Genomic DNA, 14,887 nt, shown 5'->3' on the forward strand with positions numbered 1-14,887 from the left:
TTAGACGTTTGATATTGCTTTAGTTGCATCACAAAATCCACTGGAGGTGGCTCATTATTAGCAAGGACATGTTGGTCAATGAAGGGATTCGAGCTCGTGAAGTACGTCTGGTCGGCGCTAACGGCGATCAAATTGGCGTGAAGTCAAAGCATGAAGCACTGGAAATGGCACAAAAAGTAAATCTTGACCTTGTTTGCGTGGCACCAAATGCAAAACCGCCTGTCTGCCGTATTATGGATTACGGTAAGTACCGCTATGAGCAGCAGAAGAAAGAAAAGGAAGCACGCAAAAATCAAAAAGTCATTACAATTAAGGAAGTACGTTTAAGTCCAACGATTGAAGATAATGATTTTAATACGAAATTGCGTAATGCTCGTAAATTTCTTGAAAAAGGCGATAAGGTTAAAGCATCAATTCGCTTTCGTGGTCGTGCAATCACACATTCCCAAATTGGGCGTGATGTACTTGAACGTCTCGCGAAAGAGTGCGAGGATATTGCAACTATTGAGGCCCGCCCTAAAATGGAAGGTCGCAGCATGTTTCTCGTTATGGCACCTAAAGCCGAGAAATAAGTGCAGGAATTAGTTAAAGGAGGACGTCATTATGCCTAAAATGAAAACTCATCGTGGCGCTGCGAAGCGTTTCAAGAAAACAGGAACTGGCAAGCTAAAGCGTGCACATGCTTACACAAGCCACATGTTCCGCAACAAGTCTCAGAAACAAAAACGTAAGCTTCGTAAAGCTGCGATTGTACATTCTGGAGACTTCAAACGCATTCACCAAATGCTCACATACAAGAAAAAATAAACTGTTCGGACAGATAGAAGGAGGGATTTGCGATGCCAAGAGTAAAAGGCGGTTATGTCGCTCGTCGTCGTCGTAAAAAGGTTTTAAAACTAGCTAAAGGGTATTACGGTTCCAAGCATACGCTGTTTAAATCAGCGCAAGGACAAGTAATGAAGTCTTTACAATATGCATACCGTGATCGTCGTCAAAAGAAACGTGATTTCCGTAAGCTTTGGATTACACGTATTAACGCAGCTGCGCGTATGAATGGTTTGTCATACAGCCGTTTAATGCACGGATTAAAGCTTGCTGAAATTAATGTAAACCGTAAAATGCTTGCTGATCTTGCTGTTAATGATGAGAAAGCATTTGCTCAATTAGCAGAACAAGCAAAATCTAGTTTAAATAACTAATGACAAGAAAAAAAGTACAGTCGTTTGACTGTGCTTTTTGTTTGTAAAAAAACGGGGGAAGAATAATGTGGATCTACTTTATTCTCGTCAATAGTGTAGGTTTAATAGCGATGGCCATAGATAAAGCGCACGCAAAAAAACAAGCGCGCCGTATCCCAGAAAAAAAATTATGGGGGCTTGGGTTTATTGGTGGGAGTTTAGGGCTATATACTGGCATGTACCTCTTCCGTCATAAAACAAGAAAACAATTGTTTGTAATTGGTTTACCTGTTTTAATAATTGTACAAACTGTAATAGGGTTGTTCATCTACCGACTGCTCTAGCATAGTATAGGATAAAGGAGGCCATATAAATGGATGAGCTTTTTAACCGTGCTTTAGAAGTTATTGAAGCTGCTGGATGGTACGCGCCTGTCTTATTTGTGCTTCTGCACGTGTTAAGACCACTTCTTTTTCTACCTGTTTTATTGGTAACTGTTGCTGGAGGATACGTATTTGGACCTATTTATGGTGCGATTTATTCCTACATTGGATTAATGGGTGTGAGCGTAAGCTTTTATTGGATTATAGGACTTATGCCCAAACTCCATCAAAAATTAGCACGGTTGAAAGAAAAGGTTTTTGCCAATCGAGAGCGGATGAATACATGGCAGTTACTTGTTTTACGTGTTATGCCATTTATGCATTTTCATGTCATTTCTTTTTATGTGATAGAAGAAACACGGGATTTCCATCATTATGTCAAGAAATCCGCTATTATTAACGCTTCACCTGCTGTTGTTTACACGGCTTTCGGGGGATTAATTCATCAATTGCCATTACCAGGTGTTTTGCTGTTAGTTGGGTTTTTAGCAATTCTTGCATTTTTAGTTCGAACAAAAAACGAGCAAGAACAAGCGAATGAACCACAAGAAAAGTATTTATAAATTCCATAGTGCCTAGGGTGATTTCAACTTTTGAAATCACCTTTTTTCTTTCCGTTTAAAGCAAATATAAGCACATAGATAAATAAAGATTGACAAATTGAGAGCGTTTTCATAGAATTGGATTAATTCTTTCTAAAAAGGAGGAAAACTCAAAAAACAATAAAAGTTATTAATCTCACTGTAGACGAATCGAGGAGGTTATTATGAGCAAGCGGATAGTGAGCGAGACACCACATGAAAAAATTGAGAAAAGTCCATCTTTTAAACGATTGATGAAAGAAAAGAAAGCGTTTTTAATTCCTTCTATTATTTTCTTTATGGTCTTTTATTTTTCTTTACCAGTATTGGCTGTTTATACGACCGTTTTAGAAGGGAAGGTCATTGGCGAGATTACCTGGGCTTGGGTTTTAGCTATTGCCCAATTCATTATGACATGGACGTTGTGCATCATGTATGTAAAGAAAGCAAATCGCTTTGATAAATTGGTTGATGAAGTTATTGATGAGAATCAAGACATCAAGAAAGAAGGTACCGGTATATGAATGTTGCTGTTATCTCAATGTTTGTTAGTATTGTTGCGTTAACGCTCGTTGTTACTTACTTTGCTGCAAAAAGAACGAAAACAGCGAGTGAATTTTATACGGCAGGCGGTGGCTTAACGGGTTGGCAAAACGGACTCGCGATTGCTGGGGATTATTTATCAGCTGCCTCGTTTTTAGGTATAGCTGGAGCAATTGCTTTATTTGGATTTGATGGATTTTTTTATAGCATTGGTTACCTTGTTGCTTATTTGGTCGTTATGTTTATCGTAGCAGAACCACTTCGTAATTTAGGGAAATATACACTAGCAGATATGATTCACTCTCGTTTCGATGCACGAAAAGTTCGAGGAGTGGCAGCGGGAAGCACAATCACAATCGTTATTTTTTACATGATTGCCCAATTAGTAGGAGCAGGCGCACTGATTCAGTTATTGTTTGATATCCCTTATACATGGGCCGTCTTATTAGTTGGGGTTATGATGACTACATATGTCCTGTTTGGTGGAATGACGGCGACAAGCTGGGTGCAAATTATTAAGGCTGCACTATTAATGATTGCCACAGTTGTTATTTCCGTTATGGTCTTATTCCAGTTTAACTTTAATATTCTTGAAATGTTTTCTACGGTAAGTGCGAATGAAGGGCCAGGTTTCTTAAATCCTGGTGGACAGGGTAGAGCGCCAATCGACTCGATCTCATTGATGCTAGCGCTGGTACTCGGAACAGCGGGTCTTCCTCACATTCTGATGCGTTTCTTCACTGTACGTGATGCAAAAACTGCAAGAAGTTCAGTTGTTACCGCTACGTGGATCGTTGGTATCTTCTATCTCTTAACGATTTTCTTAGGTTTTGGAGCGGCAGCTTTTGTTGGATCAGAAGACATAATGGCAGCTAACCCGGCAGGGAATATGGCAGCACCGCTTCTTGCAGAACGCTTAGGCGGCGATTTATTTATGTCATTTGTGGCCGCAGTGGCTTTTGCGACCATTCTAGCAGTGGTGGCAGGGTTAGTCTTATCAGGTGCTTCTGCGTTTGCTCATGATGTGTATGGACAAATTATTAAAAAAGGGAAAGCGACCGGGAAACAAGAAGTTGTTGCTGCACGAATTGCATCTGTTACGGTAGCTGCGCTGTCAATTGTACTAGCATTGTTTGCACAAAATATGAATGTGGCGTTTCTAGTTGCGCTTGCTTTTTGTGTCGCTGCTAGTGCAAATTTACCAGTGATTGTATATACAATCTATTGGAAGCGATTTAATACGGCAGGAGCGATTAGTGCAATGCTTTCAGGGCTCTTTTCAGCACTTATTCTTGTTGCAGTCAGTCCGAATGTGATTAAACCAGATGGGACAGCTTTTATTACTGGTGAGCCATTGATTGATTTAACGAATCCGGCAATTATATCCGTTCCGATCGGGTTTCTAGGTGGTATTGTTGGGACAATGCTTTCAAAAGAACGCAATGAGAAGAAGTATGCGGAAGTAAAAGTTATTGCGAATACTGGTTTGAAAAATGTAAATTAAACATAAGTAGAAGCACAGTCAATTAGGTTTGACCGTGCTTCTCTTTTTTAAAATCAGTGTTCTTAATTCTTAAGAAATTCTTTAATCGGTGTATTCCACTCCACCGTCGCTTCTGGGTAGTGTAGACGAATTTCTTCTTCAATAAATCTAAAATCTTCATGGCGCAATCCTTGAAGGTCATCTTTATTGGCTTTCATGTAAATTCGCACAACAGCAAAGGATTTCGACGTCGATGCTAAATACTTTTCACCCTCAAAGAGTGTTCCTTTATACGTAAGTTGGAAATTTTTCCGAACATTTTTTTCGTCATCTAATAAATAAAATTGTTTGTTTTCATGTGCTTTAGCAAGTTTCCTTTCCGGATGCACGGTATACCGAATAATGCTATACACAATAACAATGAAAGTCGCAACTATGAGTAAACGAAACATTAGTACAAGCATCTAAAGGACTCCTCTCTTAAATGATAGTTTGTTTATATACGTTACATAGGAAAAAAAGGTTTCATATCTTATTTATAAAAGTTCCCGATGTATTTGTCTACTAAACGTTTGTTGCATAGTCTGATTTTCGATATACTAGGGAATAATAAAGTTGAAGGAGTGACACACATTGGATGAGCAACTCAAGATGTTAAAAGCGTTAACAGATGCCAATGGGATATCTGGATTTGAGAAAGAAGCAAGAGACGTCATGCGCTCATACATAACACCTTATGCTGACTCTGTTGAAACGGATAATCTTGGCAGTTTAATTGCGAAAAAAACAGGTGCTGAGGATGGACCGAAAATTATGATTGCGGGCCACCTTGATGAGATTGGCTTTATGGTTACAACCATTGATGATAAAGGGTTCCTTCGTTTCCAGACTATCGGTGGCTGGTGGGGACAAGTGATGCTTGCTCAGCGAGTTACAGTAATGACAAGCGAGGGAAATCTTTCTGGAGTAATTGGTTCTAAACCGCCGCATGTCTTAACACCTGAACAACGAAAAAAACCTGTTGATATTAAAGATATGTTTATCGATATAGGCGCATCGTCTAAGGAAGAAGCGATGGAGTTTGGCGTGAAGCCTGGGGATGCAATTGTTCCTGTTTGTGAATTTACCGTAATGAAAAATGAAAAATTGCTAATGGCAAAAGCCTGGGATAATCGCATTGGTTGTGCCATTGCGATTGATGTATTGCGACAACTCAAAAATGAGCAACATCCAAACATAGTGTATGGTGTTGGGACTGTGCAAGAAGAAGTGGGCTTGCGTGGTGCAAAAACAAGTGCGCATGCCATTAAGCCAGATATAGGATTTGGTGTAGATGTTGGAATTGGTGCAGACACACCAGGTACTAAAGGTGAAGGAACATTAGGTGCTGGACCACAAATTATTCTATATGATGCATCCATGATTGGTCATAAAGATTTACGTGATTTTGTTGTAAAAACAGCTGATGAAGCTGGAATACCTTATCAATATGATTCAATTGCCGGTGGAGGGACAGATTCTGGTGCAATTCATTTAACCGCAGATGGTGTGCCTGCGCTGTCCATTACGATTGCTACACGATACATCCATACAAATGCTGGTATCTTACACCGTGATGATTATGAAAACACAGTAAAACTTTTAGTTGAAATCATTAAGCGTTTGGATGCAGATAAGGTTAAAGAATTAACGTATCGGTAATGCAAGATAAGGAGAACGACATGATTCACTATGGAAAATGGTCATTTGTATTGACGCTAATAGCTGCTGTGATGCTAACCGTGTTTACTGTATTGTTAGTAACGGGGTATGCAGCAACGCTTGCATCTTGGATTACGAACGCATTAGGGTCAATTGCCTTACTCGTTTTATTTGCAAGTGTCGGATTTAGCTTGACTTCAATTGCAAAGGCGGAAACAGGAAAGTGGAAGCTTGCACCATGGATTCTAATCGGTGTAAGCACTCTGGGCTTAGTTGTGATGCTTAATCTTGTTTGGTTATAAGATCAGTTGCTTCTTCTAACAAATTACTGTTTTGCATAAATAAGTGAGCTGAGGCGTATGATTAAGAATAGCAAATTTTTAAGTAAGTTGGTTACGGATTAAATCAATGCCGTACAGAAAGATACAAAAAATGAATATGAATAAAAAGAACCGAAAGCCACGAAACCCATATTGTTCAATGGGATGAGTAAATACGAAGTACAAACCGTAAAATAGAATGAGAATGGCTATGAAAGAAAAGGCCCAGCGAAATAATAGATTCATTTTCATGCTCCTAACAACCGTTATGTTTTTAAGATATGAATGCATGGTTAAAAATAGTATACAAGCAGGTTGAAAGGGGAACGATTAAATGAGTAATGAGAGAGAACAAGAAGACTTCTTAAATGAAGAGGCCCTTGATGTTTCCGTTCAATTCCTAGAATATTTCGCAGAAAGCTATGAAAAAGATTTAGGGAGAAAGCCAACAATTGCTGATCTTTGTAATGTGTTAAAGGTTGCCTTAGATCTTGACGGTGATATGTATTTTCGTGAACTTCGTGATCGTGTTGCGTCGAACGTTTCCATTGAAACAATGCCTTTAGATGCTTTTAACGATATTAAGCCAGGCGCAGTAGTTGAAATATATGTTCCACTCCTTAATCGCTATACGTATGCAATGGTTATTAGAGGCCATGCGGGGCGTGATAGACAAGCTTCACTTTATATGCAGTTTTATGATTTGTTTACAAAAGAACAACTTGAGAAGAAAACCATTCGGAAAACGTTTTTTCAATCGGAACCGGCTTTCTTGGTATGCGTGACGAGAACAGGTTTTATTGAAGGCGGGTGGCAAGTGGTTGATCAGCAGAAGCCTCTATTAGATGAACGTGTTATTGATCATACATCATTCGTATTTTATGAAGAGGGACAGTATTATTTGTCGGAAGGTGATGCTTACGTCCCGCTTGAAGACATGCGGAAAGTTAGCGTTAGAGAAGGTAGAAGATGTGTAAATCCGGCGGGGAAACTAGATTGGTCCATTATTGAAAAATGGTTAATGGGTATTTATGAAGGGCAAACAACGACTCAGCTCGTTCGTAATATGTATTAGAAAAAGCGAGCATAATAGTGCTCGCTTTTTTATCAGTTAACTCAGTCCTTTGCTTATATCGGAGCAGAGTTGGTCTTTCTCAGATTCATTTGCATTTTGCCAATAGACTTCGAAAAGAACACCCAGTCCAGGGAGCATCTTTTCTTCACCACTTTTTATGGCGTCAAGAATGGTTGCTTCCACTTCATCTTGACTAGATCCCTGAATATTGGACATGATTGCACCGCGTAAATTAAATCCCATGCCATAACCTCCTAAAAAATGAATGAATCAATACTAGTATGTCTATTTTTATGTGGATTATAAGTGAAAATCAAGCTATTCTTGAATGGTAAGGAATGTGTAGGTAAAGGAGCTTTTAGCTTGAATAAAATTGAATCAATTAAAAATGAACGGATAAAAAAATGGAAAAAACTCCATACAAAAAAAGGTCGTACTCAAGCAAACGCTTTTTTAATTGAAGGAAAACACCTCGTCGAAGAAGCATTAAATGCATCCTGGGAAATCGAGGCTATTTTATATACGGAGGAAATGGACTTTACTTTTTCAGGGGAAACGATTAGTGTAACGAATGCTGTCATCAAAGAATTGGCAATGACTGAAACTCCTCAAGAGGTTATTGCTATTTGTAAACAACACCCCGTGCCAGAGAGAAGAAACGCAGACGGAATTTTCGTTTTGTTAGATGGCGTACAAGATCCTGGTAATGTCGGAACGATTATTCGAACAGCACTTGCAGCGAATGCCTCAGGAATAGTTCTAGGTGAGGGTACAGCAGATTTATACAACGATAAAGTTGTTCGTTCTACTCAAGGTGGCTTGTTTCATATTCCGATTTTTCGCGGAGATTTAAATGATTGGTTTGATTTTTTTGCTGAAATAAAGAAGCCAGTATACGGTACAGCATTAAAACATGCTGTGCCGTATACTGAAGTGAAAACCAGTCAGGCTTTTGCGCTAGTCGTTGGCAATGAGGGTGTCGGTGTTCAAGAGAAATGGTTAGAACGAACAACAAGAAATCTTTACATTCCTCAGAATGTCAAAGCAGAGTCTTTAAATGTAGCTGTAGCGACTGGCATTTTGTTGTATGCGTTAAAAAAGTGAACTTGCAGTTAGTCAACATTTTGATTATAATTGGAAGCAATTAAATACGAATGAAAAGCGAAGATAGAGACTAGTATGCTTTAAACCACCTTTAAGGGAGGAAGTGTCTTGACTGAAAACACTTCTAAGGCAGGGAAAGCAGAATTCACTCTTGAGCTGGCATTTTAACAAATGCACCCGGTGAGCAGCCGTTATATTGAACGAAGTCAATACGTCGTACGTGACGTTTGTGAACTAAGGGTGGTACCACGAGCTTTCGTCCCTTTCCTATGAGGGGGATTTGAAGGCTTTTTTTGTTTTTCTAAGCTAAAAGGAGGGCAAGGCATGCGTGAACAATTAGATCTGTTAAAAGAAGAGGCTTTGAACAGAGTAAAAAATGTTCAAAGTGAAAAAGAGTTACAAGACATTCGAGTAGCCTATTTAGGAAAAAAAGGACCCATTACAGAAGTACTTAGAGGAATGGGAAAGCTTTCTGCTGAAGAAAGACCGGTCATTGGTGCCTTGGCAAATGTCGTCAGGGATGAAATTAAGGACGCGATTAACCAAAAAAGTGTATTGCTTGAACAAAAAGCACTTGAAGACCAGCTGGGTATGGAAACGATCGACGTAACGTTGCCTGGGAGACCTGTTCCAATCGGGACAACACATCCGTTAAGCGCGGTCGTTGGTGAAATTGAGGAGATCTTTTTAGGGCTTGGATTTTCAATTGCGGAAGGTCCGGAGATTGAAACCGATTATTACAACTTTGAGGCTTTAAATTTACCAAAAGATCATCCAGCTAGAGATATGCAGGATTCATTTTATATCACAGAGGAATTATTGCTTAGAACTCAGACTTCACCAGTACAGGCCCGGACAATGGAAAAACATCAAGGAAAAGGTCCAGTAAAAGTCATTGTACCTGGTAAAGTGTTTAGAAGAGATGATGACGATGCAACGCACTCGCATCAGTTCATGCAGACAGAAGGTCTATATGTTGATAAAGATGTGCGAATGAGTGACTTAAAAGGCGTATTAGAATCATTCGCTAAACAATTCTTTGGTAAAGAACGTAACATTCGGTTGCGGCCAAGCTTCTTCCCTTTTACAGAGCCATCCGTTGAAATTGATGTTTCCTGTGGTATTTGTTCTGGTAATGGGTGCCGTGTCTGTAAACAATCTGGTTGGATTGAAGTGTTAGGGGCAGGAATGGTTCATCCCCGCGTGCTTGAGATGAGCGGATTTGATCCAAAAGAGTACAGTGGGTTTGCATTTGGTATGGGTGTTGAACGACTGGCAATGCTTAAATATGATATTGATGACATCCGTCAATTTTACACAAATGATCTACGCTTTTTAAACCAATTTAAAACGCTTTAAGGGAGGGTAAACCGATGTTGGTTTCTTATAAATGGCTTCAAGACTATATTGATTTAGCTGATATTCAGCCAATCGAAATAGCGGAAAAAATGACTAGAAGTGGAATTGAAATAGATTTTGTCCATAAGCGTAACCAAGGAGCCACGAATGTTGTCGTTGGCTATGTAATGGATAAGCAGCAACATCCAGATGCGGATAAACTTAATGTGTGTCAAGTCGATATTGGCGATGAAGAACCTGTTCAGATCGTTTGTGGAGCACCTAATGTTGATAGCGGACAGTTTGTTGCTGTTGCAAAAGTGGGCGCCCGTTTACCAGGTGGAATGAAAATAAAGAAGGCAAAATTGCGTGGGCAGGTTTCTCAAGGAATGATTTGTTCTTTACAGGAGCTTGGGATTGAAAACAAACTTGTGCCGAAGCAATACGCAGAAGGAATTTATGTTTTCCCGCAAACTGAAACAGTAAAACCAGGGGATGACGTTTTAGCGCTATTTGCTTTAGATGATGAAGTGCTTGAACTGGACTTAACCGCGAATCGATCTGATTGTATGCATATGCTTGGAGTTGCTTATGAACTGGCTGCTCTTTATGATCGACCGGTAAAAATGCCCAAGGTAAAAGTTAGAGAGATTAAGGAAACCGCTGAGAGTCATTTGTCTGTTTCTGTGGAAGACGGAGAGGACACGCCTTATTACCAAGCGATTGTCATTAAGGATATCAAGGTAGAACCGTCTCCGGTTTGGCTACAAAATCGGTTAACAGCTGCCGGTATTCGCCCAATTAGCAATGTGGTTGACGTGACAAACTATGTGCTTCTAGAATACGGACAGCCACTGCACGCTTTTGACTATCATGCGCTCGGTTCTAAACAAATTCATGTGCGTCGTGCTAAAGAGAAAGAAGCATTTACAACGTTAGATGGGGAGCAGCGTGAATTAAGCTCTGAACAGCTGGTTGTGACAAACGGTAAGGTACCAGTTGCCCTTGCAGGTGTAATGGGCGGACTGGATTCAGAAGTGACAAATGATACAACAATGGTGGTGCTTGAAGCGGCAGCATTCCAGCCAACCTTAGTTAGACTCTCAGCAAAACAAAGCAGCTTAAGAAGTGATTCTAGTGCACGTTTTGAAAAAGGGATAAATGTATGGCGAGTAAATGAAGCAGCTAGAAGAGCAGCTTACTTAATTCAGGAATTGGCGGGCGGTGTTGTATTGCAAGGTGTGGCTGAAGAAGACCACCGAGCAACGAAGCAAGTCGTCATTTCTTTAAATTTAAATGAAATGAATCATCGACTTGGAACAGAATTGAGTATTTCTGAAGTAGCAGGAATTATTGGTCGCCTCCAGTTTCCATGTGAGAAAGTAGAAGCGGATCTAGTTGTGACAATTCCGTCGCGCAGACAGGATATCCTTATTAAAGAAGATTTGTATGAAGAAGTGGCACGAATCTATGGCTACGATCATTTGCCATCTACACTGCCTGTTGGAACAGCAACACAAGGGAAGCGCACGGATTATCAGTCGGCGAGAGTAAATGTAGAGAATTCCTTAAGAAGTTCTGGTCTATCAGAAGTCATTTCTTATTCTCTTACAAGTAAGTCAAAAGCTGCTCTGTTTGCTCAGAAAGACCTACATCCAATTGCGATTGATAAGCCAATGAGTGAAGAGAGAAGTGTGATGCGTACAAGTTTACTTCCTCATTTATATGATATTGCTGCTTACAATATAAATCACAAGAACCAGGACTTGTTTATTTATGAATTGGGCTCTGTCTTTCTAACGGAAGAGACAAGCTTGACAGAACTTCCACATGAACAAGAGCGGGTTGCTGCTTTCGTTAGCGGAACGTACCTGGAACATAAGTGGCAAGGCGAGAAAAAACAAGCTGACTTCTTTTTATTAAAAGGGATTCTTGAAGAGGTCTTTGCCGCATTAGGTTTGTCGAAACGTGTTCGATACGAAGCGACAGAGCAAGATGGTCTTCATCCAGGACGCTCAGCCCGTATCCTTATTGATGAAGAACCAATGGGTTACATTGGTCAAGTTCATCCTAGTTTACAAAAAAAGCTTGGGTTAAATGAATCATATGTTTTTGATTTGCAGATTGAAGCTATTTTACGTCTAAATAAAGACAACAAGCTTTATCAAGGTGTCCCACGATATCCTGCCATTGTTCGTGACATCGCCCTTGTTGTTGATCACGATATTTCTGTCGCGACGCTGGAGCAGTTAATTGTTTCAACTGGTGGAGAATTATTAACAGCAGTCAGCTTATTTGATGTTTATGAGGGAGAGCATATGGAAGCAGGAAAGAAATCGGTTGCTTTCTCATTAACGTATCGCCACGCAGAGCGCACGTTGACAGATGAAGATGTGCAGCACGCTCATACTAAGGTTTTGGTGGCTTTAACGGAGCAGCTTAACGCAGTGTTGCGCTCATAGTACTCTACCTCTTTTACTGGAGCGGTTACCCTTTGGGGTAATCGCTTTTTAACAGTTTCATAATTAACTTTTACGTGGTATGATGAAACATAGTTTTAACTACGGCACAACGGTTTGGGGGTTCTCTCGTGGAAAAAGACAATAACAAATCAAGAACAACAGTCCGAATTCAAGGACAGGTTTATAAAGTTGTGAGCGAAGAAGAACCGAGCCATGTAAAAGAAGTGGCTAAGTATATTAATCAAAAGATGGATGAATTGAAAAAAAAGAATCCATATCTAGATACAACTAAATTATCCGTTTTAACAGCTTTAAATCTGGCGGATGAATATTTAAAAATGAAACGAGAACGTGAAGGAGAATAAAATGGTCAGTTTAGTCATCTTGCTATTACTGGTTTTTGGTTTTTTTATTGGTAGACGAAGAGGCTTTGTTTTACAACTTATTCATTTAGTTGGATTCTTTGTCGCCATATTTGTTGCTTGGAGGTATTATGAGCCTTTAGCCAGTACAATTCGTTTATATATCCCGTATCCTGATTTCTCAAGTAATGAAACAATCGGAATGATTATAGATTCTTTTAATGCGGAGAGTGTCTATTATTCTGCAATTGCGTTTGCGCTGTTGTTCTTCGGTGCAAAGATAATTCTGCATATTATTGGGTCGATGTTGGATTTTGTTTCTCATCTACCGTTTTTAAACGCAATTAATAAACTGCTCGGAGGAATTTTGGGGTTTGTCGAAATTTATTTATTGCTGTTTGTCCTTTTATTTGTTGCAACCGTTATTCCGATCGGTGACGTACAGGCGTTGCTGCAATCTTCCGTCGTTGCTGAATTTATGATTAATCATACACCGTATTTATCCAATTGGCTGAACGAATTATGGGTAAGCCCATCTTTTTAATGGCAGCTCGCGCATAGCGAGCTGCTTTTCTGCTGTTCCATTTGATTTTCCGCCACTGGACTCTGTATGATAGAGATTGAGTTAAAGGAGAGACAAAGATGGATAAAAAACAAGTCATTCAAGGATTAGAAGAAATTGCCGTCTATTTAGAAATTAAAGGTGAAAATCCATTTAAAATAGCTGCATATCGAAAAGCAGCATTAGCACTTGAACAAGATGAGAGAACACTTGATCAAATTGAAGACCCCAAAAAATTAACAGGCATCGGTCAGGGAACGGCAGTCGTTATTCGCGAGTTTAAAGAATTAGGTTACGCTCCATTATTGGAGGAGTTAAAAGCAGAAATCCCAGCGAACTTGATTCAATTGTTAACGCTACCGGGCCTTGGTGGCAAGAAAATTGGACGTTTGTACCGAGAATTAGGAATTATAGACGCAGATGGACTGTTGGAAGCTGCTCGTTCTGAGAAGATTAGAGCGATGTCAGGTTTTGGTCAGAAATCTGAAGAAAAAATTATTGAGGCTTTAGACGCTTGGAAAACGAAACCGAGTCGGTTACCAATTGCTTCTGTGCTTCCGTTTGCTGAGCAATTGGAAGAAGAGCTGAAACAATCTAACTGTATAACTGAGTTTTCAAGAGCGGGTAGCTTACGTAGGCTTCGAGAAACGGTTAAAGATTTGGATTATATCATCTCTACAAATGATGCAGCAGCGGTAAAAGAGCAGTTACTGAATTTGAGTGGCATTCAATCCATTATCGCCAAGGGAGATACGAAGGTATCAATTGAGCTCAGTCTTGAACAACATGTGATTTCAGTCGATTTTCGAATCGTTGAACCACAGGAATTTGCAACTGCCCTTCATCATTTTACGGGTTCAAAAGACCACAATGTTAGAATGAGACAAATAGCAAAGCAACAAGGAGAGAAGATTAATGAATATGGAGTTGAAAAAATTGAAGATGGTTCAATTTGTACATTCAACTCAGAAGAAGCGTTTTATCAACATTTTAATCTTCCTTATATTCCTCCTGAAGCAAGAGAAGATGGCTCTGAAATTGACAGGTACTTAACACAAGATGAGAGTTTATGGGCAACTGATGCGAAATCAGATTTGCATATGCATACAACGTGGAGTGATGGAGCGAACTCAATCGAAGAAATGGTTGATGCTGCTAAAGCAAGAAACTACACGCATATAGCAATAACCGACCATTCCCAATATTTAAGAGTGGCTAATGGGCTTTCTATTGAACGATTGAAAGAGCAGCATGAACGCATCCGCGAGTTAAATCAACAGAACACAGATTTCCGAATTTTAACCGGAATTGAAATGGATATATTGCCAAACGGTGAGCTCGACTATCCAGATGACGTTCTTGAAACGATTGATTTTGTTATTGCTTCGATTCATTCATCCTTTTCTCAAGATCAAGCAACGATTATGAAACGCCTAAAAGCAGCGATGGATAATCCGAACGTTAACCTAGTTGCCCACCCAACTGGGCGCTTGATTGGGAAGAGAGAAGGATACAATGTTGATGTCGAACAATTGATTGAATGGGCAAGTATGACTAATACAGCGCTTGAATTAAATTCGAGTCCAAGTCGGCTTGATCTTGAAGTAAAATGGTTAAAGCTTGCTGCTAAGAAAGGCGTACTGCTAGCAATTAATTCAGATGCACATAGAAAAGAATCATTAACTTACGTCGATTATGGATATGGACAAGCAAGAAAAGCAATGCTATCACAAAATGATGTGATTAATACATGGACCTTAAGCAAGTTAAAAAAATGGTTAAAGATAGATTGAAG

The 14,887-nt window shown here is 39.6% G+C and carries 19 protein-coding genes and 1 other annotated feature (1 of these 20 only partly in view); of the genes, 16 read left to right on the top strand and 3 right to left on the bottom strand.

Going from position 1 to position 14,887, the window contains the following annotated elements:
- Window positions 1-3, top strand: a sequence feature (ribosomal protein L20 leader region) (it extends 119 nt beyond the left edge of the window).
- A gap of 65 nt (window positions 4-68) precedes the next feature.
- The 7 genes from infC (at window position 69) to JOC54_RS08530 (ending at window position 4,189) form a co-directional block, all read left to right on the top strand.
- Complete coding sequence (gene infC, locus JOC54_RS08500) at window positions 69-572, top strand: translation initiation factor IF-3 (protein WP_035419808.1); 504 nt, start codon at window positions 69-71, stop codon at window positions 570-572.
- A gap of 31 nt (window positions 573-603) precedes the next feature.
- Window positions 604-807 carry a 50S ribosomal protein L35 gene (gene rpmI, locus JOC54_RS08505; protein ID WP_035419806.1) on the top strand — a complete coding sequence of 68 codons (204 nt, stop codon included), beginning with the start codon at window positions 604-606 and terminating at the stop codon, window positions 805-807.
- Window positions 808-839: 32 nt separating this feature from the next.
- A complete protein-coding gene (rplT, locus tag JOC54_RS08510) occupies window positions 840-1,199 on the top strand; it encodes a 50S ribosomal protein L20 (RefSeq protein WP_035419805.1) in 360 nt (119 codons plus the stop codon).
- 65 nt (window positions 1,200-1,264) lie between these two features.
- On the top strand, window positions 1,265-1,522 hold the full coding sequence (locus tag JOC54_RS08515; RefSeq protein WP_204465690.1) for a DUF1294 domain-containing protein: 258 nt from the start codon (window positions 1,265-1,267) through the stop codon (window positions 1,520-1,522).
- A 29-nt stretch (window positions 1,523-1,551) separates the two neighbouring features.
- Window positions 1,552-2,124 (top strand): TVP38/TMEM64 family protein, encoded by a 573-nt coding sequence (locus JOC54_RS08520; RefSeq protein ID WP_035440290.1) that lies wholly within the window; start codon window positions 1,552-1,554, stop codon window positions 2,122-2,124.
- Window positions 2,125-2,327: 203 nt separating this feature from the next.
- Window positions 2,328-2,666, top strand: coding sequence for a DUF485 domain-containing protein (locus JOC54_RS08525; RefSeq protein ID WP_035419800.1), 339 nt, complete (start codon window positions 2,328-2,330; stop codon window positions 2,664-2,666).
- Entirely contained in the window at window positions 2,663-4,189 is a 1,527-nt protein-coding gene (locus JOC54_RS08530) for a solute symporter family protein (RefSeq protein ID WP_204465692.1), read from the top strand. Before JOC54_RS08525 ends, JOC54_RS08530 begins: the two co-directional genes overlap by 4 nt.
- 62 nt (window positions 4,190-4,251) lie before the next feature.
- Here the strand turns inward: JOC54_RS08530 and JOC54_RS08535 are convergent, their stop codons facing one another.
- Window positions 4,252-4,632 (bottom strand): hypothetical protein, encoded by a 381-nt coding sequence (locus JOC54_RS08535; RefSeq protein WP_035419798.1) that lies wholly within the window; start codon window positions 4,630-4,632, stop codon window positions 4,252-4,254.
- Window positions 4,633-4,801: 169 nt separating this feature from the next.
- On the opposite strand from JOC54_RS08535, the gene JOC54_RS08540 reads away from it, so the two are divergent.
- Complete coding sequence (locus JOC54_RS08540; RefSeq protein ID WP_496197760.1) at window positions 4,802-5,869, top strand: M42 family metallopeptidase; 1,068 nt, start codon at window positions 4,802-4,804, stop codon at window positions 5,867-5,869.
- Between the two features lie 20 nt (window positions 5,870-5,889).
- Window positions 5,890-6,171: a hypothetical protein gene (locus JOC54_RS08545; protein WP_204465694.1), complete on the top strand. Its 282-nt coding sequence runs from the start codon at window positions 5,890-5,892 to the stop codon at window positions 6,169-6,171.
- Window positions 6,172-6,249: 78 nt separating this feature from the next.
- Here JOC54_RS08545 and JOC54_RS08550 read toward each other — a convergent pair whose 3' ends face one another.
- Window positions 6,250-6,435, bottom strand: a complete 186-nt coding sequence (locus tag JOC54_RS08550) for a hypothetical protein (RefSeq protein ID WP_204465696.1) — start codon at window positions 6,433-6,435, stop codon at window positions 6,250-6,252.
- Between the two features lie 88 nt (window positions 6,436-6,523).
- Here JOC54_RS08550 and JOC54_RS08555 point away from each other — a divergent pair, with 88 nt between their 5' ends.
- The gene (locus JOC54_RS08555) at window positions 6,524-7,264 is read left to right on the top strand and encodes an Imm26 family immunity protein (protein WP_204465698.1); all 741 of its coding nucleotides are present in this window, start codon (window positions 6,524-6,526) and stop codon (window positions 7,262-7,264) included.
- Between the two features lie 36 nt (window positions 7,265-7,300).
- Here the strand turns inward: JOC54_RS08555 and sspI are convergent, their stop codons facing one another.
- Complete coding sequence (sspI, locus tag JOC54_RS08560) at window positions 7,301-7,507, bottom strand: small acid-soluble spore protein SspI (RefSeq protein ID WP_035419794.1); 207 nt, start codon at window positions 7,505-7,507, stop codon at window positions 7,301-7,303.
- Between the two features lie 120 nt (window positions 7,508-7,627).
- Here sspI and JOC54_RS08565 point away from each other — a divergent pair, with 120 nt between their 5' ends.
- From JOC54_RS08565 to polX, 6 genes are all read left to right on the top strand, one after another.
- A complete protein-coding gene (locus tag JOC54_RS08565) occupies window positions 7,628-8,368 on the top strand; it encodes a TrmH family RNA methyltransferase (protein ID WP_204465700.1) in 741 nt (246 codons plus the stop codon).
- A 324-nt stretch (window positions 8,369-8,692) separates the two neighbouring features.
- Window positions 8,693-9,727, top strand: coding sequence for a phenylalanine--tRNA ligase subunit alpha (gene pheS, locus JOC54_RS08570; RefSeq protein WP_204465702.1), 1,035 nt, complete (start codon window positions 8,693-8,695; stop codon window positions 9,725-9,727).
- A 14-nt stretch (window positions 9,728-9,741) separates the two neighbouring features.
- Window positions 9,742-12,168: a phenylalanine--tRNA ligase subunit beta gene (pheT, locus tag JOC54_RS08575; RefSeq protein WP_204465704.1), complete on the top strand. Its 2,427-nt coding sequence runs from the start codon at window positions 9,742-9,744 to the stop codon at window positions 12,166-12,168.
- 128 nt (window positions 12,169-12,296) lie between these two features.
- On the top strand, window positions 12,297-12,533 hold the full coding sequence (gene zapA, locus JOC54_RS08580; RefSeq protein ID WP_035440302.1) for a cell division protein ZapA: 237 nt from the start codon (window positions 12,297-12,299) through the stop codon (window positions 12,531-12,533).
- A gap of 1 nt (window position 12,534) precedes the next feature.
- Window positions 12,535-13,074 (top strand): CvpA family protein, encoded by a 540-nt coding sequence (locus JOC54_RS08585; protein WP_054793211.1) that lies wholly within the window; start codon window positions 12,535-12,537, stop codon window positions 13,072-13,074.
- Between the two features lie 98 nt (window positions 13,075-13,172).
- A complete protein-coding gene (gene polX / locus JOC54_RS08590) occupies window positions 13,173-14,885 on the top strand; it encodes a DNA polymerase/3'-5' exonuclease PolX (protein WP_204465706.1) in 1,713 nt (570 codons plus the stop codon).
- Window positions 14,886-14,887: the final 2 nt, after the last annotated feature.

Origin of the sequence: Shouchella xiaoxiensis (assembly GCF_016907895.1) — a bacterium.
Lineage (GTDB): Bacteria > Bacillota > Bacilli > Bacillales > Bacillaceae_D > Shouchella > Shouchella xiaoxiensis.

Excerpts from the sequence above, each read along its gene's own strand:
- JOC54_RS08520 (WP_035440290.1), top strand. The coding sequence starts at position 1,552 with ATGGATGAGCTTTTTAACCGTGCTTTAGAAGTTATTGAAGCTGCTGGA.
- polX (WP_204465706.1), top strand. The coding sequence starts at position 13,173 with ATGGATAAAAAACAAGTCATTCAAGGATTAGAAGAAATTGCCGTCTAT.
- rpmI (WP_035419806.1), top strand. The coding sequence starts at position 604 with ATGCCTAAAATGAAAACTCATCGTGGCGCTGCGAAGCGTTTCAAGAAA.
- rplT (WP_035419805.1), top strand. The coding sequence starts at position 840 with ATGCCAAGAGTAAAAGGCGGTTATGTCGCTCGTCGTCGTCGTAAAAAG.
- JOC54_RS08550 (WP_204465696.1), bottom strand. The coding sequence starts at position 6,435 with ATGAATCTATTATTTCGCTGGGCCTTTTCTTTCATAGCCATTCTCATT.
- JOC54_RS08555 (WP_204465698.1), top strand. The coding sequence starts at position 6,524 with ATGAGTAATGAGAGAGAACAAGAAGACTTCTTAAATGAAGAGGCCCTT.
- JOC54_RS08585 (WP_054793211.1), top strand. The coding sequence starts at position 12,535 with ATGGTCAGTTTAGTCATCTTGCTATTACTGGTTTTTGGTTTTTTTATT.
- JOC54_RS08545 (WP_204465694.1), top strand. The coding sequence starts at position 5,890 with ATGATTCACTATGGAAAATGGTCATTTGTATTGACGCTAATAGCTGCT.
- JOC54_RS08535 (WP_035419798.1), bottom strand. The coding sequence starts at position 4,632 with ATGCTTGTACTAATGTTTCGTTTACTCATAGTTGCGACTTTCATTGTT.
- JOC54_RS08525 (WP_035419800.1), top strand. The coding sequence starts at position 2,328 with ATGAGCAAGCGGATAGTGAGCGAGACACCACATGAAAAAATTGAGAAA.
- infC (WP_035419808.1), top strand. The coding sequence starts at position 69 with ATGTTGGTCAATGAAGGGATTCGAGCTCGTGAAGTACGTCTGGTCGGC.
- pheT (WP_204465704.1), top strand. The coding sequence starts at position 9,742 with ATGTTGGTTTCTTATAAATGGCTTCAAGACTATATTGATTTAGCTGAT.
- JOC54_RS08515 (WP_204465690.1), top strand. The coding sequence starts at position 1,265 with ATGTGGATCTACTTTATTCTCGTCAATAGTGTAGGTTTAATAGCGATG.
- sspI (WP_035419794.1), bottom strand. The coding sequence starts at position 7,507 with ATGGGATTTAATTTACGCGGTGCAATCATGTCCAATATTCAGGGATCT.
- JOC54_RS08530 (WP_204465692.1), top strand. The coding sequence starts at position 2,663 with ATGAATGTTGCTGTTATCTCAATGTTTGTTAGTATTGTTGCGTTAACG.
- pheS (WP_204465702.1), top strand. The coding sequence starts at position 8,693 with ATGCGTGAACAATTAGATCTGTTAAAAGAAGAGGCTTTGAACAGAGTA.